The sequence below is a fragment of the Corallococcus carmarthensis genome (assembly GCF_003611695.1).
Lineage (GTDB): Bacteria > Myxococcota > Myxococcia > Myxococcales > Myxococcaceae > Corallococcus > Corallococcus carmarthensis.
The window spans coordinates 1-21,754 of the sequence record NZ_RAWE01000176.1 but is presented as its reverse complement, the minus strand read 5'-3'; the positions used below and the strand labels follow the sequence as shown (position 1 = coordinate 21,754).

Annotated in this window: 17 protein-coding genes; 9 read left to right on the top strand and 8 right to left on the bottom strand. The window is 69.2% G+C overall.

Features of this window, described 5'->3' with window-relative positions; genetic code table 11:
* The first annotated feature begins 204 nt into the window (after positions 1–204).
* On the top strand, positions 205–630 hold the full coding sequence (locus tag D7X32_RS32740; RefSeq protein ID WP_147450358.1) for a DUF3592 domain-containing protein: 426 nt from the start codon (positions 205–207) through the stop codon (positions 628–630).
* A 21-nt stretch (positions 631–651) separates the two neighbouring features.
* On the opposite strand, the gene D7X32_RS32735 is transcribed toward D7X32_RS32740, so the two are convergent.
* The 4 genes from D7X32_RS32735 to D7X32_RS32720 form a co-directional block, all read right to left on the bottom strand.
* On the bottom strand, positions 652–2,031 hold the full coding sequence (locus tag D7X32_RS32735) for a pyridoxal phosphate-dependent decarboxylase family protein (protein WP_120606498.1): 1,380 nt from the start codon (positions 2,029–2,031) through the stop codon (positions 652–654).
* Positions 2,028–3,506 carry a putative metal-binding motif-containing protein gene (locus D7X32_RS32730; protein WP_120606497.1) on the bottom strand — a complete coding sequence of 493 codons (1,479 nt, stop codon included), beginning with the start codon at positions 3,504–3,506 and terminating at the stop codon, positions 2,028–2,030. Before D7X32_RS32730 ends, D7X32_RS32735 begins: the two co-directional genes overlap by 4 nt.
* Entirely contained in the window at positions 3,503–4,267 is a 765-nt protein-coding gene (locus D7X32_RS32725; RefSeq protein WP_120606496.1) for a hypothetical protein, read from the bottom strand. Before D7X32_RS32725 ends, D7X32_RS32730 begins: the two co-directional genes overlap by 4 nt.
* Before the next feature lie 106 nt (positions 4,268–4,373).
* Complete coding sequence (locus D7X32_RS32720) at positions 4,374–4,919, bottom strand: ester cyclase (RefSeq protein ID WP_120606495.1); 546 nt, start codon at positions 4,917–4,919, stop codon at positions 4,374–4,376.
* Between the two features lie 222 nt (positions 4,920–5,141).
* Here D7X32_RS32720 and D7X32_RS32715 point away from each other — a divergent pair, with 222 nt between their 5' ends.
* Both D7X32_RS32715 and D7X32_RS32710 read left to right on the top strand, forming a co-directional pair.
* Complete coding sequence (locus D7X32_RS32715) at positions 5,142–6,401, top strand: hypothetical protein (protein WP_120606494.1); 1,260 nt, start codon at positions 5,142–5,144, stop codon at positions 6,399–6,401.
* 150 nt (positions 6,402–6,551) lie between these two features.
* Complete coding sequence (locus tag D7X32_RS32710) at positions 6,552–7,199, top strand: hypothetical protein (protein WP_120606493.1); 648 nt, start codon at positions 6,552–6,554, stop codon at positions 7,197–7,199.
* A 13-nt stretch (positions 7,200–7,212) separates the two neighbouring features.
* On the opposite strand, the gene D7X32_RS32705 is transcribed toward D7X32_RS32710, so the two are convergent.
* Positions 7,213–8,826, bottom strand: a complete 1,614-nt coding sequence (locus D7X32_RS32705) for an LVIVD repeat-containing protein (protein ID WP_120606492.1) — start codon at positions 8,824–8,826, stop codon at positions 7,213–7,215.
* 334 nt (positions 8,827–9,160) lie between these two features.
* Here D7X32_RS32705 and D7X32_RS32700 point away from each other — a divergent pair, with 334 nt between their 5' ends.
* Complete coding sequence (locus D7X32_RS32700; protein WP_147450357.1) at positions 9,161–10,753, top strand: ADYC domain-containing protein; 1,593 nt, start codon at positions 9,161–9,163, stop codon at positions 10,751–10,753.
* 155 nt (positions 10,754–10,908) lie between these two features.
* Here D7X32_RS32700 and D7X32_RS45135 read toward each other — a convergent pair whose 3' ends face one another.
* Positions 10,909–11,208 carry a P-loop NTPase family protein gene (locus D7X32_RS45135; RefSeq protein ID WP_147450356.1) on the bottom strand — a complete coding sequence of 100 codons (300 nt, stop codon included), beginning with the start codon at positions 11,206–11,208 and terminating at the stop codon, positions 10,909–10,911.
* Between the two features lie 467 nt (positions 11,209–11,675).
* Between D7X32_RS45135 and D7X32_RS47140 the strand changes: the two genes are divergently transcribed.
* Positions 11,676–13,403 (top strand): RCC1 domain-containing protein, encoded by a 1,728-nt coding sequence (locus D7X32_RS47140; RefSeq protein WP_147450355.1) that lies wholly within the window; start codon positions 11,676–11,678, stop codon positions 13,401–13,403.
* 25 nt (positions 13,404–13,428) lie between these two features.
* Here the strand turns inward: D7X32_RS47140 and D7X32_RS32685 are convergent, their stop codons facing one another.
* Positions 13,429–16,206 (bottom strand): putative Ig domain-containing protein, encoded by a 2,778-nt coding sequence (locus D7X32_RS32685; protein ID WP_244239309.1) that lies wholly within the window; start codon positions 16,204–16,206, stop codon positions 13,429–13,431.
* A 580-nt stretch (positions 16,207–16,786) separates the two neighbouring features.
* On the opposite strand from D7X32_RS32685, the gene D7X32_RS32680 reads away from it, so the two are divergent.
* Positions 16,787–17,263 (top strand): hypothetical protein, encoded by a 477-nt coding sequence (locus D7X32_RS32680; protein WP_147450354.1) that lies wholly within the window; start codon positions 16,787–16,789, stop codon positions 17,261–17,263.
* A gap of 30 nt (positions 17,264–17,293) precedes the next feature.
* Positions 17,294–18,868 carry a hypothetical protein gene (locus D7X32_RS32675; RefSeq protein ID WP_120606487.1) on the top strand — a complete coding sequence of 525 codons (1,575 nt, stop codon included), beginning with the start codon at positions 17,294–17,296 and terminating at the stop codon, positions 18,866–18,868.
* A gap of 18 nt (positions 18,869–18,886) precedes the next feature.
* Here the strand turns inward: D7X32_RS32675 and D7X32_RS32670 are convergent, their stop codons facing one another.
* Positions 18,887–19,672: an alpha/beta hydrolase gene (locus D7X32_RS32670; protein ID WP_120606486.1), complete on the bottom strand. Its 786-nt coding sequence runs from the start codon at positions 19,670–19,672 to the stop codon at positions 18,887–18,889.
* A 117-nt stretch (positions 19,673–19,789) separates the two neighbouring features.
* Between D7X32_RS32670 and D7X32_RS32665 the strand changes: the two genes are divergently transcribed.
* Together D7X32_RS32665 and D7X32_RS32660 are read left to right on the top strand one after the other, a co-directional pair.
* Entirely contained in the window at positions 19,790–20,458 is a 669-nt protein-coding gene (locus D7X32_RS32665) for a response regulator transcription factor (protein WP_120606485.1), read from the top strand.
* Positions 20,448–21,656, top strand: a complete 1,209-nt coding sequence (locus tag D7X32_RS32660; RefSeq protein ID WP_244239308.1) for a sensor histidine kinase — start codon at positions 20,448–20,450, stop codon at positions 21,654–21,656. Before D7X32_RS32665 ends, D7X32_RS32660 begins: the two co-directional genes overlap by 11 nt.
* The last annotated feature ends 98 nt before the right edge of the window (positions 21,657–21,754 follow it).

Genomic DNA, 21,754 nt, shown 5'->3' with positions numbered 1-21,754 from the left:
CCCCATAGCCCCCCACCAGCACGACACGGCCCTCGGACTCCATGGCGACTCCCCAGCTTGGGCACGGCCCCTGCCGTGACGGGCAAAATATAGGTCGACCGACCTATTTATTCACGACAATCGACTTCACTTCATCGTTGGAGCCAGGCCGGCACCCTCCGCGGTTGCTTCGACCGCCTCCCACCCGCCATCCTGGGGAACACCATGAGCTTGACGATGCTGATCTGCATGCTGGCGGTCTTCACGGGAGGCCCCGCCCTCTTCCTGGCGGTCCTCTCCCACTCCCGCCGCCTGACCGTGCAGTTGGAGCAGCGCGGGCTGCGTGCACAGGGCCAGGTGGTCAGGGTCAATGAGAGCCGGGGCAAACCGAGCACCGTCTATTACGTCTTCCGTCCGCCCGAAGGCCCGGAGCGCAGCGGCAAGTTCGATGAGGCATCCTCGGACGCCTCCAAGCGGACCCCAGGCTCCGCCGTCGACGTCCTCTACCTGGAGGAAGCTCCGGAACAAAACATGGCCGTGGGCATGGGCTTCACGCGGGGGCTCTTCATCCTCATGCTGGTCCCCCTCGTGCTCGTCGCCGGCTGTGGCAACCTGAGCGTGCTGCACGCCTACTGCACCCAACCGAAGTAGCTCCGCCCGCTGCCCGGACCTCTAGACCCTGGAGGCCGCGGCCTCCAGCGCCGCGAGGATGATGGGGAGGTCCGACTCTCCCGTCCGCCAGTTGGAGAAGGCCGCGCGCAGTCCGGGGCGGCCGGCGTACTGCGTGGGCGTGAAGTGCACGCGCCCGTCGGCCTGCAGCGCCGCGAGGAGCTGGTCGCGCCGCGAGGCGTCCCCCGAGCGCAGCGCGAAGCAGACGATGTTCAGCGTCACCGGGGCGAGCAGCGCGTACCGCGGTGACGCCGCGAGCCCCTCCCCCAGGCCACGGGCGAGCGCACAGCTTCGCTCGACGAGCGCGCGGTGCCCGTCGCGGCCGTAGGCCATGAGCGTCATCCACGCGGGCAGCGCCCGGAAGCGGCGCGAGTTCTCCGGCGTGCGGTGCAGCAGATCCGGCCCCTGGCCCAGGTAGGCGGCCACCGCGCGGAAGACCCTCTCCTGCAACGCGAGGTGGCGCGTGAAGACGAGGCCGGAGTCGTAGGGGACGTTGAGCCACTTGTGACCATCAGCCGCGACCGAATCCGCGTGGGCGAGCCCCCGCAGCAGATGCGCGTGCGCCGGGCTGCAGGCCGCGAAGATGCCGAAGGCGCCGTCCACGTGCAGCCAGGCCCCGTAGCGGCGGCACAACGGCCCCACGGCTTCCAGGTCGTCGAAGTCCCCGGTGTTCACCTCCCCCGCGCTCGCGAGCACGATGGCCGGGGCGCCGCCGAGTGCCGCGAGCCGCGCTTCGAGCGCCTTCGGATCCATGACGGGCCGGTCCGGAAGGCAGGGGACGGCCTCCACCGCGCGCCGTCCCATGCCGAGGATGGAGAGCGCCTTGAGCACGCTCGCGTGCGGCGCGCCGCCCAGCACCGCGATCCGCGGCAGCCCCCACAGCCCCTCCTCGCTCACGTCGTGGCCCAGCCGCTCCATTGCCCACTGCCGCGCGGTGGCCAGCGAGACGAGGTTCGCCGCCGTCGCCCCGCTCACGAAGGCGCCCTCGTAAGCCTCCGGCAGGCCGAAGAGGGAGCGCAGCAGTCCCAACGCCTCGCGCTCCACGCTGGTGGCGAGCGAGTCACCGTCGTTGCTCACGTTCTGGTCGTACGCGGAGACGAGCCAGTCACCCACGAGCGCCGCGGGCGTGGTGCCGCCGGTGACGAAGCCCAGGTAGCGCGACCCCGCGGAGCCGGAGAGCCCTGCCTCGTAGCGGCGGCGGAAGAGCGCGAGTGCCTCCCCGGCGCCGAGGCCCGCCTCGGGCAGCCCGAGCGGCGCGGGCGGTGCGGGGCGAATGCCCGCGGGGCGCTCGGGCAGGGTGGTGAGGAATTCGAGGGCGCTCGCGCGGGCCTGCTCGAGCAGGTCCGGGAGCCGGGAGAGGTCACGGGAGAGCAGGTCGCTCATGGTTGCAAGGGTCCCCAGTAGAAGCCGGTGCCATCGAGGCTGGCGCTCCACAGTTCGTCCGACGTCAGCCCCTCGAGCGTCGAGAAGCCCTGGGTGCCGAAGAGGAAGTCCTGCCACGCCACTCCGTCGAAGCGGACGAGGTCGTCCGTATCCAGGCGCGCGAAGACGACGCCCTGTCCGAAGGACACCACGTCGAGGAGGTCGGGCGACACGCCTCCATCCACATAGATGGGGTACGGAGGCTTCGTCATCCAGGTGCCTGCCGCACGCTCCAGGAACAGCCCCTGATCTCCCCCTGCGTAGGCAAGGCCCGGCGCCACGACGTGCACGGACTGCAGGGCGTGCTGTCCCTGGGAGTTCGACGGTAGCGACTCCCGCAGCCACGGGCCTCCGTCCGCGTTGACGTGGTACGCGACGGGCACGTCGCCCGTGGAGCCCACGGTGATGAGCGTTCGCGGGTCGAGGCCATGAATGGAGCGGAGGTCCGCATCCACGTGCTCCACCCGCCGCGGCTCCGCAGGGTAGTCCCAGCGCAGGATGTCCCCGGCCTCGCTCACCGCGTAGAGCGTCGTGCCACCATCCGCCTCGAAGCCCACGAGGTCCTGGATGGCCGCCCCGCCCCCGTCGAAAGACGTCAGCGTGCAGGGCTCCGCGGCGCCCAGCGGCCGCGTGGCGAGCTGTCCATTCCACGAGCCGATGAACACACGCCCGTCGCTCGGCCGCGCCCACGCGGTGGACCATGCCCCGTGGCAGTCGGCGAACGGCTCCAGGTCGAAGCCACCGTCGGTCTCCCTTTGAACGTGGACGAGCAAGTCGCTGCTATCGCTCACGAGCCAGGCCTGGTTGCGCGCATGAGGAGCCACGTCCCGGTAGCTCGTCCCCGTGAGGATGCGGGTCGTCCTCCATGCGACGCCGTCACAGATGGGCGCCGGGTCCTCCCGGCCGTCACAGTCGTTGTCCAGGAAGTCGCAGCGCTCCGCCACGCCCGGAGAGATGGAGACGGAGTGGTCGTCACAGTCAGTGCCCCGGGTGGCGGTGCTCACGTAGCCATCCCCATCTTCATCCCTCGCGCTCAACGTCAGCGCGGCCCGGGCGGTCTCCTCCTCGGGAACCGTCACCTGCGCGGACGCGGTGGCCACCTCCTGTCCCGCGCACGAACTTTCGCGGGCGGAGGCCGTCACCTTCACGGTGTCACTCCACCCGGCCCGGCGAACGAAGCCCACCTCCCCCGTCCCCGCTCCCCCAGGCGTGGGCGGCGTCACCGGCAGCTCGAAGGTCCTGGAGGCATCCTCCGCGTCCACCACTCGCAGCGTGACGCAGCCCGGACGGAAGCCGTCGTAGGTCAGCAGCACCTGGACATGGCAGGGATGGCTCGCGTCGCACCCGCTGGGGCGCTCCTGCTCGAGGTCCTCGATGTCCGGCACCGTGCAGGTGATGCAGAGAAACCCGAGTCCCACGGCCACGGCGCGCTTCATGGAGAGACCTCCGTCCGCGGCGACAGCGAGTCGCCCGTGAGGAGCCAGGTGATGGCGGCTCCGGTGGCGGCGGTGACGGCCGCGCCCAGGAGGACGTTGGCCGCGAGCGCCTGTCCTCGCGCGCTGTCCAGGTGCGCGGTGCGGTCGCTGTAGAAGGCATCATCGCGCGCGGAGTTCACGTTGCCCCGCGACTGGAGGCCGAAGTAGCCACCGAGTCCACCGAGCACCACGCCGCCTCCCAGCAAGGCCAGCGGCAGCACGGGCAGGGAACGCGAGCGGCCCACCTCCGCCTGCGCCGCGGGAGGAGCGAGCGCGGGCGGCGGAGTGGGCTCCAGCGGTGCATCCGTCATCGCCAGCGGCGCGTCCGGGGGCGGCCGGGGGTTGCGGGCCAGCTCACGCTGCACGTTCCGGCGCACCTCCTCGAAGTCGCGTGACACCTTGGGAGACACCTTCACCGGAAGGCTCGCGTCAGGCAGCAGCGACAGCCCCTCCTTGAAGGCGGCCAGGGACTCCTTGCGGCGGCCCAGGTCCGCGAGCACGATCCCCCGCAGGATGACCACCCTGCCCCGCTCCCCACCGTCGCGCGCCACGGCCTTCGCCGCGTCGAGCTGTTCGAGCGAGTGCTCGTAGTCGAGGTCCTCGTAGGCCTGGGATGCGGCGGACATCCGGGCCTGGAAGTCAGGCCCTGGGGAGGCCGCCGGCTGGCCCCAGGCGGGCGACACCAGCATCAGCGCGACGCCGAGCACGATTCGCAGGTCCATGGGCGCGGAAGATACCACCCGGCTCCCGCCCCCAAGCGCCTTGCCGCGCCGTTTTGACACTACAGCACGTTTGTCATTGGCACTGGAAACACTGCCTCGCGCCGCTTCAGTCGGTGAAGGTGGGCGGCCGGGTCTCGGTGAGCTCGGGCGCGGGCGTGCCGCCGGACATGGCCAGGAGCCCCTTGAAGCAGCGGACGGCCAGGAGCCAGTTCTTCGGCGAGCCCATGTCCAATCCGCCCAGGAGCTGTCTGAGCATGCTGAGCGTGTCGAAGTAGACGCGCTCGCAGACGAGCTTCTCGGCCTCGTCGAAGATGAAGTACGCGCTCATCCGCACCCGGAAGCGGCTGCCCGTGGGCGGAATGGCTCCCAGCGGTCCCAGGTGGGTGCCCATCAGCCAGAACTCGACGATGACGGCGTCGTCGCTGTGCCGGAAGGAGATGATCTCGTGGTGCTGGTCCGGGAACGCCACGCGCGTTTCCCGGTAGTAATCCCGCACCGTGCGGTCCCCGTCATGCACCTTCATGGTGGGAACCAGCTCGTAGTGCGGGTGCGGGAAGGTCGACAGGACCGCGTCCCAGTCTTGCTTCACCTCATCGTGGAAGTGATCCAGGACCAGCTTCTGCCGCGCCTTGCGCTTTGCTTCTGTCGTCACGGGGGACCTCGGGGGAGTGACCGGGAGATCTACACCGGAGGGACCGCTCTCGTCCTTCACACGCATTCAGCGGGGCTGAGCCCCCTGGATGGTCCCGGTGGCGTGACCGGAGCGTGACGGGCACTCGAAACAAGGATTAGAAGTCAAAGCCGACTATGCGGAAAATGCGTTAGGATGGTGCAGGCCGGCTTGACGCTGGCCCTTGAGCCCCAAAGGAAGTGTATGTCCAAGCTCCAGAAGACCTTGCTGACGGCGTCCGTGGCCCTGCTGGGATTGAACGGGTGTGGTGGCGGTGAAGGCGTGGAGGGGCCGGAGGACGGCCTGCCGGCGGAGGCGGCGGTGGCCCAGGGCGTGGTCGCGCAGGCGGCGCCCGGGTGTCTGGCTTCCGACGTGGACACGGACGGCGACGGCGTCTGCGACAAGGTGGAGGCGCAGTACGGCACCAACCCGCAGAGCACCGACACGGATGGCGACCGCCTGAGTGATTACGCGGAGCTGTTCGGTTCTGGCGGCGTGGACCTGCCGGCGCTGGGCGCCAACGCGCGCCGCAAGGACCTCTTCATCGAGGCGGACTACTACGCCAACCGCAAGCCCACGCAGGGCGCGCTCAACCGGATCATCACCGCGTTCGCCAACGCGCCGGTGTCCAACCCGGACGGCAGCACGGGCATCACGCTGCACCTGGCGCTGGACCAGCAGATCGCCACGGCGGACGCGGACACGGACCTGAACCCGGTGTGGACGGACTTCGACAAGATCAAGGCGAAGTACTTCGCCGCCGCCCGCGCGCCGTTCTTCCACTACATGCTGTTCGCCAACACCTACAGCGGGGGCACCTCCAGCGGCATCTCGCGCGGCATCCCTGCCCACGACTTCGTGGTGACGCTGGGCGGCTGGTCCACGCCGGGCGGCACGGAGCTGCAGCAGGCCGGCACGATCATGCACGAACTGGGGCACAACATCGGCCTGCGCCACGGCGGCACCGACGATGCCAACTACAAGCCCAACTACCTGAGCATCATGAACTATGAGTATCAGGTGTATGGCTTCACCGTCAGCGGCACGGCGAACGTGTTCGACTATTCGCGCGTGCGCGTGGCGTCCTTCAGCGAGGCGGCCATCAACGAGGTCGCGGCGTTCACGCCCGTGGCCCCCACCACGGAGGCGGACCTGGCGAAGCTTGGCGGGCTGCGCTTCGTCAACGTCCAGGTCGCCGGCACCGCGAGTGCCAACCTGGACATGAACGCCAACGGCAGCATCCAGACCGCCACCTACGCCCGGGACCTCAACCGCGACGGCAGCAGCGCCACGGTGTTCCCCGCGTCGCAGCACGACTGGTCGGTGCTGCGGTTCGATGGCGGCGGCACCATCGGAGACAGCGCGCTGGGCACGTCCCGCACGCTGGACCGCGAGTCCACCTTCCTGGTGGTCCCTGAGAAGGTGGAGCCCTGCCTCACCGCGGACCAGGTCACCGCCCGGTAGTCCAGCCGGCGCGAACCGTTGTCGCAACGGAGGGCGTCGGCACGCCATGATAAAGCCGTGGAAATGACGAAGGAATAAGCGCGACACCGGACGTAACAGCACGGGGGGCAACACCGTGCTGCTCTTCCTCGCCCCTTCCGGAGTCGTCCCATGCGCTTCACCTCGTCCGCCGCCCTCCTGTTCGCCGCCTCGCTCGCCACCGCCTGTGGGGGGCCGCTGGAGGAGGAGGCCCCGTTGCCAGGGCAGGAGCCGGAGGTTGGCGGCTCCGTCGACGCGATGGGCATCACGCTCCCCCCGGTCCTCCCGTGCCTCACCAGCAGCACGGTGCTGGCGCAGCCGGACGGCGAAACGGTTTCCTACGTCTGGAACTGCCGCAAGACGGGCTACGTCCCTGTCTACGCGACGTCTATTGACGCCACCTATGGGCAGCCTTCGTGCACGGACCGCTTCGTGGTCGACGTGACGAACATCGGGGGCAGGCCGTCCCGTGCCTTCGTGGAGGCCGTCCCGGCGACCGCGCCCACCACCCAGGCTGCCTGCAACGCCCTCTTCGCTTCCGCGAACGCCTGGGGAATCGTCAGCACCGCGTGGGAAACGATCGGCACGGTGAGCGGCTCGGGCGTCTGGACGCCGCCCATCTTCGGCCTTCCGGGCTCCTGCAAGCTGCGCTTCTACGTCCCCGACAGCTCGGGCTCGGTCTACACCAAGGTACGGGTGACCGGCATCGCGACGTCGGGTGGCTCGACCCGGATCCGCGTGCGCGCGGGCGCGGAGGTCCTCGAGGGAAACCCCTGCTGAGCCACCCACGCACTCAGGGCTCGTTGAAGATGAGCAGCCCTCGCGCGGTGTCCACCACGTAGACATACCCGTCACCCGGGACGCGCATTCCGATGGCGCCTTCGAAGACAATGCCCAGCCGTTTCGGGTCGGTCTCACGGTAGGTGTTGAAATAGGCAATCTTCTGGGGGCGCGTGGGATTCGCCACGTCGAACACGTGCACGCCTTCCTGGTACCAGGCGACGTACAGCCGGGTGCCCTTCAGGATCATGTTGTGGATGGAGGTGGTGGGGCGCAGCCGGTGCTCGGCGATGAGCTGGATGTGGGCCGGGTCGGTGACATCCAGCACGCGCAGGTGCGACCCCTCCTGCTCACCGCCTTCGAACGCGATGGTGCGGCCCGCGAAGGTCCCCACCGCGCTGGCGTGGCTGTATTGCCGGTTGTAGTGGTACTTGCCCAGCTCCTTGACCTGCAGGGGGTCGCTCGGGTCGGTGACCAGGAAGCCGATGTCCGTGTGGTTGATGTAGAGCCGGCCCTCGTAGGCGAAGGCGTCGTGCGGATAGCTGGTGACGAACTCCTCTGACGTGAAGGTGAAGCGGTTGAGCAGGACGGGGGCCTGCGGTGTCGTGATGTCGAAGATGAGCGTCTGCGCGGGCCGCAGCCCCATGGCATAGAGCCGGTTGCCGTCCACGAACAGGGTGTGCACATCCAGGGGCGCGCCGCTGGGCACACTGCGGAGGTAGGTCGGGTCCGCCGGATTCGAGATGTCATAGAGGATGACGCCAGAAGCGCGGGTGGCGATGTAGAGGACGTCGTCCTTGGCCCACGCGGCGTTCCAGTACCCATCGTCCGGCAGGGAGATGACCTTCTTCAGCACGGGGTGCCGGCGGTCACTGACGTCGAAGACACTCAAGCCCCCCGCGGGCATGTTCTTCTTGAGCTGGATGGACACCACGTAGGCATGGTTCTTCGTGACGTAGACATCCGCCGGAAAGCCAAGCCCGACGAAGGACTCTGAGACCAGGTTCATGCCCCCGCCGGACTCGGCCTCACCACGGCCCCAGAGCATCCGCTCCGAGTCGAACGTCCCCTTCTCCACGAGCACGCCGTTGCTGCAGAACGCATAGCAGCCGGTGATGTGGTTGCGCTCGGGCGCGTCACAGCCCGCCAGCGCATACTTCGTGACCACGCCCCGGCTCGTCGTGAAGATGCTGGCGAGGAACATGCCCTGGTCATCGAACTGTTGCCGGGTGAGGGGATCGAAGTTCAGGGTTCCGGCGCCCCCGTCCTCCGGGAGAAGGATGCCAGCGCCCGCCCATGGGTACTCGCCGGAGGCCGAGCGCAGCTCGGTCTGGTAGATGCCGTGCCGTTCCGCCTTGCTGAGCGCCCCCAGGTTGCATTGCGACACGTCGAAGAGTGCTGGGGTGTCGCAGTCGAGCCGGGTTCCGAGTGGGGGGGTGAACTCACAGGGCGCGAAGACGCCGCGGTCAATCCAGTCGCCCTTCTCTTCGATGGGGGTGGCGGTGCCATCCCACGCCGCGACAGGGGGAGTGCCGGCATCCGGTGTCCCCCGGGTCTCGGAACAGGCCATCAGCAGCACGGGGCAGGTCAGCAGCATCACTCCCAGACACCGGGGAAGACAGGTCATCGATAGGCTCCATGGCGGGTGGAGCACGGCTGGCGCGACTGGACGCGCCCGCGGTGCAGAGTCGCTCTCTAAATAGATAGGAGCCCCGTGCGGCCGCCTTGATGCACCCTATTTCAGGCTGCCGCCGCCCATGCGCGCTCGCGGGACTGTGCAACGTTTGCACAGGGAGACGCGCGAGGGGCCGTGCAACGTTTGCATGCACGGCAAGGTTTGCACACGTCCGCGAAAACCGTGGCCCAAACGAGAATTTCCGACAGGTCCGGCGTTCAAGAGATTGCGGGGACGCGTTGGGGCGTCGCCGTGAAGCCGCATGAGCGCGGGGAGCGACGGACACATGATGACCACATGGAGGCGCGGGTTGTTGGGCACGGTGATGCTGACGGCGGCGGTTGCGAACGCGGAGCCGCCGCCCACCAACAGCGCGCAGGGCACGCAGCTGCACGGCACGGGGCGCTTCGAATCCATCAACATTCCACTGGCGTCCGTGGCGGTGCCGGATCCTCCAGCCGGCGTGACGTGCGCACCCGCCAAGGCCTTGACGATGAGCGGCCGGATCATCACCGGGCAGAGCTGCTCGGGCGGCAATCCCCCCGTGACAGCGCGGTTCCTGGAGGGCCCTTCGCTGGTGAAGACGACGTTCCAGGCGCCGTTCGAGGGCCGCACGGTGAAGCTCGTCATCGAGGAGGCCCGCTGTCACGAGGACATCACGCCGCCCACGGCGGAGTGCACGCCGGAAAACCTCTACGCGGGCAAGGCGCGCTGGGAGTACCGCGTGACGGCATCCACGGAGGACAAGCGGCCCGAACCGCTGTGCCCCACGGGCAGTGGCTTCGCGCTCCCCGTGCCCCACGCCTGGTCCGCGGGCGGTGATCTGCTCCGCAATCCGGACTACTTCACCTTCGCGTGCGCGCCAAAGAACGAGGGCTCCGCGTCCCAGCCGTTCTTCGTGGGAGGCGGCGTCATCGCCAAGTGCGTGGACTGGGGGTATCCGCCCTGGGCCACGGAGTACCCGGAGAGCCAGGCGATGGCGTACCACCATTTGTGCACGCGCATGGCCATGGCGGACTACTGCGGCGAGGGGCGCAGCAACACGCTGGATGGGACGCCGATCTCCTTCAGGGGGGCGCAGGCCGCGGTGGCGATGAGCCCCGGCGGTCACCTGCCCAAGACGGTGGGCACGGAGGGCTACGCGCTGGAAGCCGTCTGGGAGCGGACCGAGTGCGGCGAGGTCCGGCCCCTGTGTCTGGGCAAGACGCGCTGGGACACGCTGTCATTGGAGGCCACGTGCGTGAACCGCGCGCTCATCCAACCCAGCCGGATGCAGCGTTCCTGCGAGGAGCTGAACGTGTCGACCCTGGGCGGAGAGACGCTGCTCGTGTCCTATTCGCTCTTCATCGACCGGGCGCTGGTGGGCTTCAAGAGCGGGGACACGAACTACCTGACGACGACCGCGGTGACAGTGGACATCCAAAACCATCCCGGTGGCGCGGACGTGTCCGGGTACTCCCCGGACCTGGATGGCAACGGGGTGGCGGATACGTCGTCGCTCGTCGCGCTGCGCATGGAGGGTCCGCTGCTCACCCCGAAACTGCCCGAGAACATCCGCAAGCGCATGGGGGCCCTCATCAAGCCGCTGTACCGCTGCGCCAACATCTATGGGCGCTACCTGCTGACGGACACGTCCACCTGTGACGGCGCCGCCGGCTTCTCCCTCAAGATGGTGAACGGGGACCAGGGCATCGAGGGCTTCCTGTACAGCGCCGTGGACAGCGACAGCCCGGGGCAGCGGCGGCCGCTGAAGCTGTGGAAGCACCCGCAGCGGCTGGGCACCTTCGCCACGTCCACCCAGGCCCCGGACGGGTTCGTCCTCGTCCGGGAGCTGGGCTACCTGCCCGCGGTGGGACAACTGCCGGGCCGCGACCTCTGAGCCGGTTCTGCGCCGCCGTGCAAGGGGACTGCACGGCGGTTCGCGGGGAACCACCCGGCTGGACCCAGGACATGCCGGGCGCGACGCCCAAGGGCGTGCCGGTCATGTCGAAGTTCACCGTCCCCGCCGCGTTCCATTCGCCCACACAGGTGGCCTCAGAGGAACGCACAGGAGGCGAGCCGGAACCGGGTCTGGACCACGGTCGGCGCGCCCTCCGGCTCGCTGAAGAGCAGGGCTTCCACCGTGTATGACCCCGGCGGTAACGGCTTGCCCTCCGGTCCCTTGAGTTCCAGGCGCGAGCGCAGGGTCTGTGCCTGCACGACCTGCCCCTGCTCGAACGACTGCCGGCTCACCACCCACCCCTCCCCGTCCCGGATCAGGAGCCCGGCCACGCGCAGCGCCTCCGGACGCTCCTGCCCGGCCGGGAACTCCACCTCCAGCGAAGTCTCGATCACCGACACATTCCCACTGGCGACCCGCGTTCCTTCATCCTCCGCGGGAGGAAAGGCAATCAACGTTCGATCCAGGCGGAGGACCGCGAGGATGCGATTGTCCACGCGCGCCTTCGCGAAGGCTTGAAGCCCCGCACCGTACTGCCGTGGCCCCGGGCAGCAGCCCGACAAGCCCACACCCTGGACGAGCAAGGCCATCGTGGCGATACCTGCGGAAGTCCACCTGCGTCTCATGATCGGGTCCCATGCAGAGAGGAGAAACACGCTCGGGGGTGAGCGTCCGGGAGCCTACGCCGCGCACCGGCTCGACGCGCGACGGATAGATCCCGAGGTCTTCCCGTCCGTTCATCTTGCCGGAGCTGTTCCCGCGTGGTGGAACGAACCGGGCGTACCGGTATTCATGCGCGCCGATCGTCGAGAGGATTTCCGTGCCGAGAGCATGCGTGAGCTGTCTCCTGGGGACCTTGATCATGCTGTTCACCAGCCCCGCGCTGGCGGAGGACGTGGCGTGGGGGAAGCCGGTGAAGGGAGTGCGGCTCGGCCTGGCCGTCGTCCCGAGCAGCGGGCCGCTGCCCACCGAGTTGGAGCTCGAGGCCCTGGCGCAGAACACGACCTCCGCGCCCCAGCAGCTCCCCGCCCAGGCCTGCAACACCGTGCTCTGGACGTCCTTCACCCTGCTCCATGTGCGCACCGCCAACGGCCGCGTCTTCAGCTACCCCATCGGCGCTCAAGGCGATGTCACCAATCTCCACCCCCATGGGCCGGTGAACCTCGCGCCCGGTGAGACGCTCCGCGAGCGATTCTCCCTGAAGCATGTCGTCAAGAGGCCGACGGAGAACCCTGGCGACGCGGAGCTGTGGACCCTCCTGGAGACACCGCGACAGGTGGAGCTGTGGGTGGAGTTCGTGGGCGACTCCGGCGCTCCTCGGATCCGGAGTGGCCACCTGAAGCACCGCCTGGGTCTGCCTCCCGCGAAAGTGCCCATGCAGGAAAAGCGCTGCGTCTCCCAGATCGCCGCGGGGGGCAGTACGGCCTGCGCCCTCCTTCGCGACGGCACGCCCTGGTGCTGGGGCGCCCACCCGCCAGGAGCCCGCGGCATCGGAGAGGACGCCCCGGCCTCTCGGGGGCCTTCACCTCTGCCGCTGCTGGCTGGAAGCACCGTCGAACTGGGCGTGGAGCTCGACATCGCGTGCATGAGGACCTCCACCGGCGCGGCGTACTGCGCGGGAGGCAACCTTGACGCCTCCGAAGCAGCCTACGGGGAGCCGGGCGGACATCCCGTGCGCGTCCAACACTTGGAGGGCGCCACGGCGCTGGATGGTGCGCAGTGTGCCCGGGTGGCCGATGGCTCCCTGGCGTGCTGGAGCCTGCTCGGGCCTCCCCCACCCACCCCCGAGGGGCTCGTCGCGCTCCGTTGGGAGGAGTCCGCTCCAGGGGTCGTCCAGGTAGCCAGGGGCGGCGGTTTCACCTGTGCGCTCCGGCGGGATGGGGCGCTGTGGTGCTGGGGGGCCAACGAGAGCGGCCAGCTCGGCACGGGAGCTGACACACCCCAGCCGGGGCCGACCCGGGTCTCCGGGCTCCCGCAGGAGGTGATCTCTGTCGCCGCGGGGACGAGCCACGCGTGCGCGGCCCTGCGCGACGGCTCCTTGTGGTGCTGGGGACGCAGCGAATACGGCGCCCTGGGACTGGGAGATGCCCGCACCCGTTCCGTCCCCGCACCCGTCCCTGGAATGAGCGAGGTGGTGCGCGTGGCGGCGGGCGAGCAGAAGACGTGCGCCTGGAAGAAGGATGGCTCGCTCTGGTGCTTCGGAGATCTGCTGTTGGATCCGCCGTTCCCCGCGCTCACCCGGGTGCCGGTGGAGATGAAGGGATTGGACCACCCTGTCGAGGAGGTGGTGTTTGGCTTTCGTCACACCTGCGCGCGCACCACGGGAGGAGGTGCGGGGAACGTCTTCTGCTGGGGTGAGAACACGGAAGGCCAGAGCGGGAGTTCCGAACTTCGTACGCAATCGCCCGTTGTGCGCGTGTCGCTGCCGGGTCAGGCCGTCGCGCTGACCGCCGGAGAGGCCTTCACCTGCGCCATCACCACCGACGGCTCCGCCTGGTGCTGGGGCCGTGGCACCGGAGGACAGCTCGGCACGAAGCGCACGAGCTCCAGCGCGCGCCCCGTGCGCGTCCGGCTGCCCTGCCCGGGCTGAATTCAGCGCCCGGGACGGGCACGGCTCAGAACGCGCCGCCATCCGCGCGCCGGCCTGGCGAGGACGGAAGGCCGGGCGTCAGCGTGGTGTGCAGCTCGAAGCCCGCGTCCGGCGCCAGGTCGGGCGCGCGGTTGATGGACACGGCATCCACGGTGCCGGAGTAGAGAACGGAGTCCACGATGCCGCCGTCGGCGAGCTTGAGCTGCACGCTGTCCGCGGTGTTGTTGAGGCTCAGCGTCCCGCTGGAGGCCGCGACGGTGGCGGGGGTGCCGGGCGTGAAGGCCTCGGCGCCGCCGAAGACGACCATCCCCCGGCCCGGCGGCACCACCGTGCCTGCGGCGAAGACATGCCGGGAGGCCAGGGCATCCCACAGGCTCCAGCCGGACAGATCCGCCGGGGCGGAGCCTGCGTTGTAGACCTCCACGAACTCATGCGCGGTGCCGCCGGGAAGCGCGGGCTCGTTGGCGAGCAGCTCGTTGATGAACACGCGGGCCTGCCCGCGCGTGAACCGGAGGGCCGTGGGGTTCATGTCGAAGCGCGATGCCTGCTGCGTGTCCACCACGCGCACGCGCACCGAGGCACTCTCCACGTCGGGCACGGTCCACATGTAGCTTCCCGCGTCCGCGCGCAGCGAAGGGACGACGACGTTCCACTGTCCGCCGTCGTCGTAGGAGGCCTCCAGCCGCACGGTGTCCAGGCCCACCGCGTGCCACGTGATCGTCAGCGGCCCGCCCACGAGGAAGGTGCCGCCCAGGGGGGCGGTGAGCTTCACGCGCGGACCCGCGGAGCCGCTGAAGTCGTAGCTTGTGAGCACCGGGTAGTGGTCGCTGACGGTCTGGGCGTAGTCCGGGATCGTCGCGTCGGGGCGGAGCACCTGGACGCCGCCGGGCACGGCGTCCACGGCCACCTCGTCGGTGACGAGCGTGTGGTCGATGGCGTCGTCGTACTCCGTGGTGGTGCGGGTGTTGGCGTCGGTCAGCACCCGGGTGGGGAACGTGTAGTGCGCGGGGTCATCCAGGAAGTTCGCGTACGGGGTGGCCAGCGCGGTCCCGTTCTCCATGGAGATGGAGTGGTCCAGGTCGTCGTTCCAGTCGCCAATGACGAGCACGCGCGCCTCCGGCAGCCACTGGTCCAGATAGCCCTTGAGGGCGACGGCGGACCGCTGGCGCTGGCCATAGGAGGTCAGGTCATCGAAGGCCTTCAGGTGCACGACGATGACCACCAGCGGCGCATCCTCGCCGTGGATGCGGGTGGTGAAGTCCACGCGCAGCGGAGGGCGGCCCCCGAAGTCGTCAGCCTGCGCGGTGAGGATGATCTGGGCGCTGCGGTAGGTGAGCGTGCTCTCGTAGAGGATGCCCGGCTTCTGCTCACCCGAGGTGTACTGCGACGTGCCGCTGAGGACGTAGGTGGTGTTGTTGGCCAGGAAGCCGCTGTAGCCGGGCAGCCCCGCCTTGAGCGTTTCGAAGTCCGCGGTGTCCACCATCTCCACCAGGCCCCAGACGTGGGCGCCCGCGGCGCCGATGACGTCCCGCGCGCCCGCGACCTGGAGGTCATCCAGCACGCCTCCGTTGGAGGTGGAGTGGGCCGGGCCCTGGGTGGGCGCGCCGAACCACTCCAGGTTCCATTGGCCCACCGTGAACAGGCTCGACGTCGGCAGCACCGTCAGGGACAACGACTTCGATATCGTCAGGCCCTGCGAGTCCCGCACGGTGGCGGTGAAGGGCGCCGTGCCCTGGGCGGTAGGCGTGCCGGAGATCGTGCCATCCGCCGCGAGCGTCAGGCCCGCGGCCAGCGTGCCGGTGAAGCTCCAGCTGTACGGCGGAATCCCTCCGGTCGCGGTGAGCTTCGCGGTGTAGGGCTCCCCCACGCGTCCGTCCGCGAGCGTCACGGTCGTCAGCTCGAAGGTAATGGAGGTGATGGCCAGGGACAGTTCGCGCGAAGCCCTGCGCCAGTTGTCGTCGGTGACGGTGACGGTGAAGGCCGAGGATCCGCTGGGCGTCCCGGACAGGATGCCCGACTCCGACAGGGTGAGCCCCCTGGACAGCGGGCCCGCGGTCACGGACCAGACAAGCGGGCCCCGGCCGCCCGTGGCTTCCAGCGTGACGGCGTAGGGCTGTCCCGCGTAGGCCATCGGCAGCGAGACCGTCTTGATGGCGGGCAACTGGAAGACAGACAGCTGGTGGGTCCACGAAGCGGTGCGGCCCGAGTCCTGGACGCTCACCGTGAAGTGCTCCTGGCCTGTGGAGAGAGGCGTCCCGCGCAGGTTCCCGCCCGCATCGAAGCTCAGTCCCAAAGGCACGGGCACCCGGTCCATGCGCCAGACCTGGGTGGGCGTCCCGTTGGGGATCTGGAATGCCCAGAGGTAGGGCTCGGAGACGTAGGCGTCCGGCAGCGGGGCGAACACGGTGCCGGTGACCGTCAGGGACACCGTCCCTTCCGCGCGCAAGCCCCGGGCGTCCTGGACCTCGACGGTGAAGCTGCCGGGACCCGCGAAGAGGGGCGTGCCGGTCAATGCTCCGTCGGAGGACAGCGTGAGTCCCTCCACCGGAGCGCCCAGGACGAGCCGCCACGCATAGGGCGCGGTTCCACCGGAGACGGAGAGCAGGCCCTGGTAGGGCACCCCGACCTCGCCCGGGGTCAGGGACTGGGGCGAGAGGGCCGGTGCGTCGACGATGCCGCCGTCGTCCGCCACGCCGCTGTCGGGACGCGTGCCGCTGTCAGGGGGCTGGGTCGGACCCGAGGGGCCCGGGCATGCGGTGAGCAGCAGAATGGACAGTGCCGCGACGACGCGTGCAATCGACATGGAGCCAACCGGGCCGGGCGCCAGGAAGGGGTCGCGGACCAGGGCAGCCCGCGGCGATGACGGGTGGCGCGTCCCGGCGGCCGGAAGCGTGACACATTCCCACGCCGCCAAGAAGAAGGGCCACGCTCCCCGGTGGAGAACACAGCCTCAAATCACTTCAGCCGCGCGGCACCCACGCAAGGGCCATCTCGACATGTCCAGCCCCTGGTTCAACGTCCCCTTCCTGTATTGCCGCCTCCGGATCGTCGTCGCACATTCCCACCGGCGCCATTCCCATGAGGGTGAGCCCGATACATTCATGAATCACGTAGCGCAGGTCATCATCACGGGTTCATTCCGGCTTCAACGCGGGGCCAGTAACTCTGGCGTCTATTTCTCAGACGAAAAAGCGGTGTTTCAAGTCCAGGGAGGGATCAAGAACGTCGGTGGCATGGTCCCTCCAGGGTTGCGCCACGTGGTGACGGCCACCCGGACCTTCTCCGCGGTCAGCTCGCCAGGAAGCGTCGTCTTCGCCATCGATATGGGTGAAGTTCATCGTGCGAGGTTTTCCACGTACGGCCTGAAAACTCCCCTCATCCGCATGAAGTCCCACATCGTGGATGAGTACGTGTCCTCGGAGATCAACAGGACCGAGCAATCCGACGAGGAGAGCGACTTCGGGCTGGAGGTCAGCGTGAGGGATTGGAGGGTCCCTGAGACGCCGGGAGAGCTGCGCTTCGACGAAAAGACAGACGGCCTCAGCCAGCGCCTCGACTGCTGCAATATCTTCTGTCCGGGCCCGGAGTTCTCCGGTGTCCTGCGGCTCACGCCCGACATCCCGGCCTTTCGCATCGTGGATGACTCGGTGGAGCAGAACCCCATTCCCCACTGCCTCATCCGCGTCCGGGGCCCGGGCGGCCGGGAGCAGGAGCTCGTAACCGACGCGCGGGGCGAGGTCTTCATCCCTCGCACCGGTGACGAGGTCTACACCCTGCTCGAGGTCGTCCAGGACGAACTGCCCCTGTCCGAGGCGCACCTGGGCGACTGGACCGTCGAATCCATGCCGGACCTGCCCTGAACCTTCTTCTCGCCCGACCCTCCCAGACCCATGCCGAGTCTCGAAACGCTGTTGAAGGACACGCTGCTCCTCACCGCCGCTCCCTACGCACCGTGGAAGGCCTACGGCGCGAGCCCGGGCACCGCGGAAGCCACCGCCGCGGCGGACCCAGCCACCCCGGGCCGCTGGAAGTGGTCCCACGACGTCCGCAAGCCCGGGCGCGTGAGCGGGGTGACCTACCACCTGCTCCGGACGCCCTGGTACGTCGAGCAAACCCCCACCGTGCTGGAGGAGCTCCTCTGGCATCCCATCGAGGTGGGCTATCGCGGCCTGCCCCTGACGCTGGAGCTCACCAAGAAGTTCCTGCTGCGCAAATACGAGACCTCCCATGGAACCGTCGCCAAGGGCCAGTCCGCCTACTGGCTTCCCGCGGAGCTCGACCGGAGCATGCTGCTCGTCTTCGGCTTCCAGCTGAACCTGCGCGCGAAGACCAAGACCTTCTCGCTGGAGCCCATCCCCCCGGATGTGCTGGAGCGGGACGACTTCATGCCCAGACCCGGCGCGAAGCCGCCCAAGACTCCCGTCATGAAGGTGACGCGCACGGAGACGGGGACCCTCCAACTCGTGCCCATGCGGGTGCTGGTGTGCGCGGAGTTCGTCTGCTGCCAGGAGAGCACCGACTACGTGCCGGGCGCCAAGGCGCGCACGTCGCGGTTCCGGCCGCACCTGATGCTCATGAGCAACCGTCCGTTGGAGAAGCTGGCCGCGAAGATCAGCATCCGCCGCCCCTCCATGTCGACCATGGCGCATGAGGGTCCTCCCCCCGCGGATAGCGAGGACGGGATGTCGCACGGGATGGCGACGGGGATGTGGGCGGACTCGAACTCGCCGGAGGTGGCCTGGGAGAAGGTGTTCACCCTTTCGATTCCGCCGGTCTGGTCCTCCATCTTCTCCCGTGTGAAGACGAACCTCCCGGCGGGCGCGGGCTACCTGATGGTCTCGCCGGACGCCCCGGGAGGGCCGGGGTTCCTCTCACACCGATGGAACGACGCGGCGGGGCGCTATGAGCAGCATCAGGAGGAACTGATGCCGCGCCAGGGATACTTCGACAACATCCACGTGGCGCCGCCCATGCGCGCACCCAAGACCCTCCGCGACCTCTATCCAGACGCGAATCTGCACCTGGATGAAATCACGATGGCGCCCTTCTGCGTCCATGACTGTCTTCACCAGCACTGGCGCTGGTTGCCGGCGAAGGAGAAGTCCCTGCACGGGTGGGATGAGAAGGGGCCCTATGCCGTCCCGGGCGCCCCGCACATCCCGCTCCATCAGCACCTGCGCGTGGAGACGGAGTCCCCCCACGCGTATGCCTATTGCGTCCGCTCGGACAAGGTCCTGGAGCCGGGCCGCTGGGAGTACATCCTGCACGAAGGCCTGGCCTACGGGATCAGCGCGAGCAACGAAATGATGGGCAAGCTGCTGCTGGGAGGCCGGGCGTTGCTCTCCCCGTGGCCCTCGGAGGCGCAGGCGTCGTGGGCGATGTTCTACTGGGTGCTGCGCTACAGCCGCACCCGGGACCGGGCCATCGAGCGGCTCCTGGAGGATGGGGCGCCCGTGCCCTCTTGAGCCAGGGCCTCACTCGGACTACGGCAGTCGCGGTGCCTCGCTCAACCAGCGGCGGACCGCGTCCAGGTACTCGCGCGGCAGCGCGTGCCCGCTGTCGAAGGCCCGGCGTGTCTTGCGCTTGGAGGGCGCGGCGTCGAACAGCTTCCGGGTGTCCTCCTCCGTGGAGAAGGGATCGCGGTTCGCGGTCAACAGCAGCCAGGTCTGATGAACTTTGCCAATCCGGTTCACCGGCGCGGCGTCGCCCAGCACGGGGTCGACATGGGGTGGCACCATCGTCACCAGATGGGTGACCCGAGGCTCGCGCGAGGCCAGCAGGAGGCCCACCTGGGCCCCCATGCTGTAGCCGGCGACGAGCACCCTCGGCGGCTTCTTCCCGTGGGCGAGCACCTTCGTGAGGAGCACCTGGGCATCGCGCACGGTGTCGACAATCATCGCTTGATACGGACCGGGCGCACCCGCGTGCGCGCGCTTCGCGAGGGTTCCGGGCCGCGCATCGGGGGTCGCCCGCGCGCCGTGCCGCCTCGCGTCCATGAGGTAGACCCGGTAGCCGGCACTCCGCAGCTGCTCCGTCAGGGCCCCCCCGAAGGTCGGCTCCGCATCCGACAGCCAGTCATCCTTGCTGCGGGTGAGGCCGTGCAGCAGGAGGGCCACGGGCGGATTCGCCCCCTCCCCTTCCGGCTCCAGCACCCACACGGGAATCCGCTCCCCATCCTCCGCGCGGACCTCAATGGGGACCGCGGGGCTTGCGGCATGGGCCACGGGGGTGGCCAGGAACATCAGACCCAGCAACAGCGAACGCTTCATCACGGGACGCCTCCAGCGCGAGAGGCCCTGGACCTTGAGCGAGCGAGCGTCAGCCGGGCGTCACCCGCCAGCTGACGTCCATTTGACGTGGCCGCGGGTAGCATCCGGGCCACTCCCATGCGTGTGCTCGTCATCGAGGACAACCGTGACCTCCAGGCCAACATCGCCCGCTTCCTGGGGCCGGACTTCCAGTTGGACTTCGCGGGCACCGGGCCCGAGGGGCTCGCGCTCGCACTGGCCAACCCGTACGACGTCATCGTGCTGGACCTGATGCTGCCCGGCATGAGCGGCCTGGAGGTGTGCGAGCGTTACCGGCAGGTCGCGCCCCGGCTCGTCCCCATCCTGATGCTGACCGCCCGGGACACGCTCGAGGACAAGGAAGAGGGCTTCCAGGCGGGCGCGGACGACTATCTGGTCAAACCCTTCTCACTGCGGGAGCTGCGCTGGCGCCTGGAAGCCCTGGCGCGCCGGCCCGTCCCTCCGAGCGGGCGGACACTGACGCGCGGCGGGCTCACGCTGGAGCCGGAGAGTGGGCAGACGCGCTGGGGTGGGCGCACCGTCCGGCTCAACCGCACGGAGGCACTCCTCCTGCGGTGGCTGATGGAGGCCGCCCCCGAAGCCGTCCCCGCGGCGACGCTGGCGGAGCGGCTCTGGGGGGACGACGCGCCCGATTCCAGCGCGTTGCGCACCCACGTCTATGCCCTGCGCAAGGCGCTCACCGGGCTGGGGCTCGACGATGCCATCACCACCCGCCGCAACGAGGGGTACCGCCTGGATGCGCGCTAGGACCCGGCCGGTGCGCGCCGTGCTCTGGCGCGCCATGGGGCTGTCCGCCGCGTTCGCGCTGGTGCTGATGGGTGGGTTCTTCACGCTCTTCAGCTACGACCTCGAGGACGTCATCTTCAGCCGCATCGTGGCCGCGGAGGCGGACCGGCTGGAGCCAGGACACGTCCCCGGCATCACCCGGTATGACGGGCACGCCGCGCTGCCGTCCTGGCTCGCGGAGCGCCTGCGTCCAGACGCGCCTCGGGGAGAGTACGAGGTGCCCGCCGGAGGCCACGGACACTTCCACGTCGCGGTGCGCCCTGGTGCTGGCGGAGACCGCCGCTACTTCGCGTTCGACGTGACGCGCCTGACGAGCACGACGGACAACCTGAAGCGGACCGCCGGACTGCTCATCGCCAGTGCGCTGCTGGCGTTGCTGGCCGCCGCGATCCTCGCCGTCCTCGTCGCGCGCCGGCTCGGGCGGCCGCTGGAGCGGATGGTGGAGTGGATCCAGGCAGAAGGGGCACCGCCGCCCGAGGACGACGGCGGAGTGGCCGAGGTCCGCACGCTGCTGGACGCGCTGCTCGCACGCGACGCGCGCATCCAGGAGCAGTTGGAGCGTGAGCGGCGGTTCAACCGCGACGCCAGTCATGAACTGCGCACGCCCCTGGCCGTGGCCCAGGGTGCGGTGGAGATCATGGAACTTGATCCGCCGCGAGACGCGGAGACGTTCGACCGGCTGCGCCGGGCCATAAGCCAGATGGGCCTGCTGACGGAGGGCATCCTCTGGCTGGCCCGGGAGCGCCGCTCCGAGGAGCGCTGCGACCTGCACCGCGTCTCGCGAGAGCTGATCGCGTTGTACGGGCACCTTCGGCGCAGTGATGGCATCGAGCTCTCTATTGAGACCGCGGGCGAAGTCCACGCGCCCCTCCCGGCCTCCGTCGCCAGGGTGATGATGGGCAACCTCCTCAGGAACGCGCTCGCATACACGGACGAGGGGCGCATCGTGATCACCATCGAGCCCTCGGCGTGGACCCTGTCCGACACGGGGGCTGGCTTTGGCCGCGCCGAGCCCGGGAGCGACAGCCACGGCATCGGCCTGTCGCTGGTGGAACGGCTGGCCCAGCGCTTCGGATGGACACTGTCCATCGAAGCCCTTGAGCCCCGAGGCACCCGCGTGCGGCTGAGCTGTAACCGTCCGGCCAATGACGTGCCGTGAGGGATTGCCGGGGGCGCAGCGCGCAGCGGACGCTTCCGGGCATGGCGAAGCAGGTGGAGAAGCCGGAGTGGGCGCGCATCGCGGAAGCGTTCGAGGCC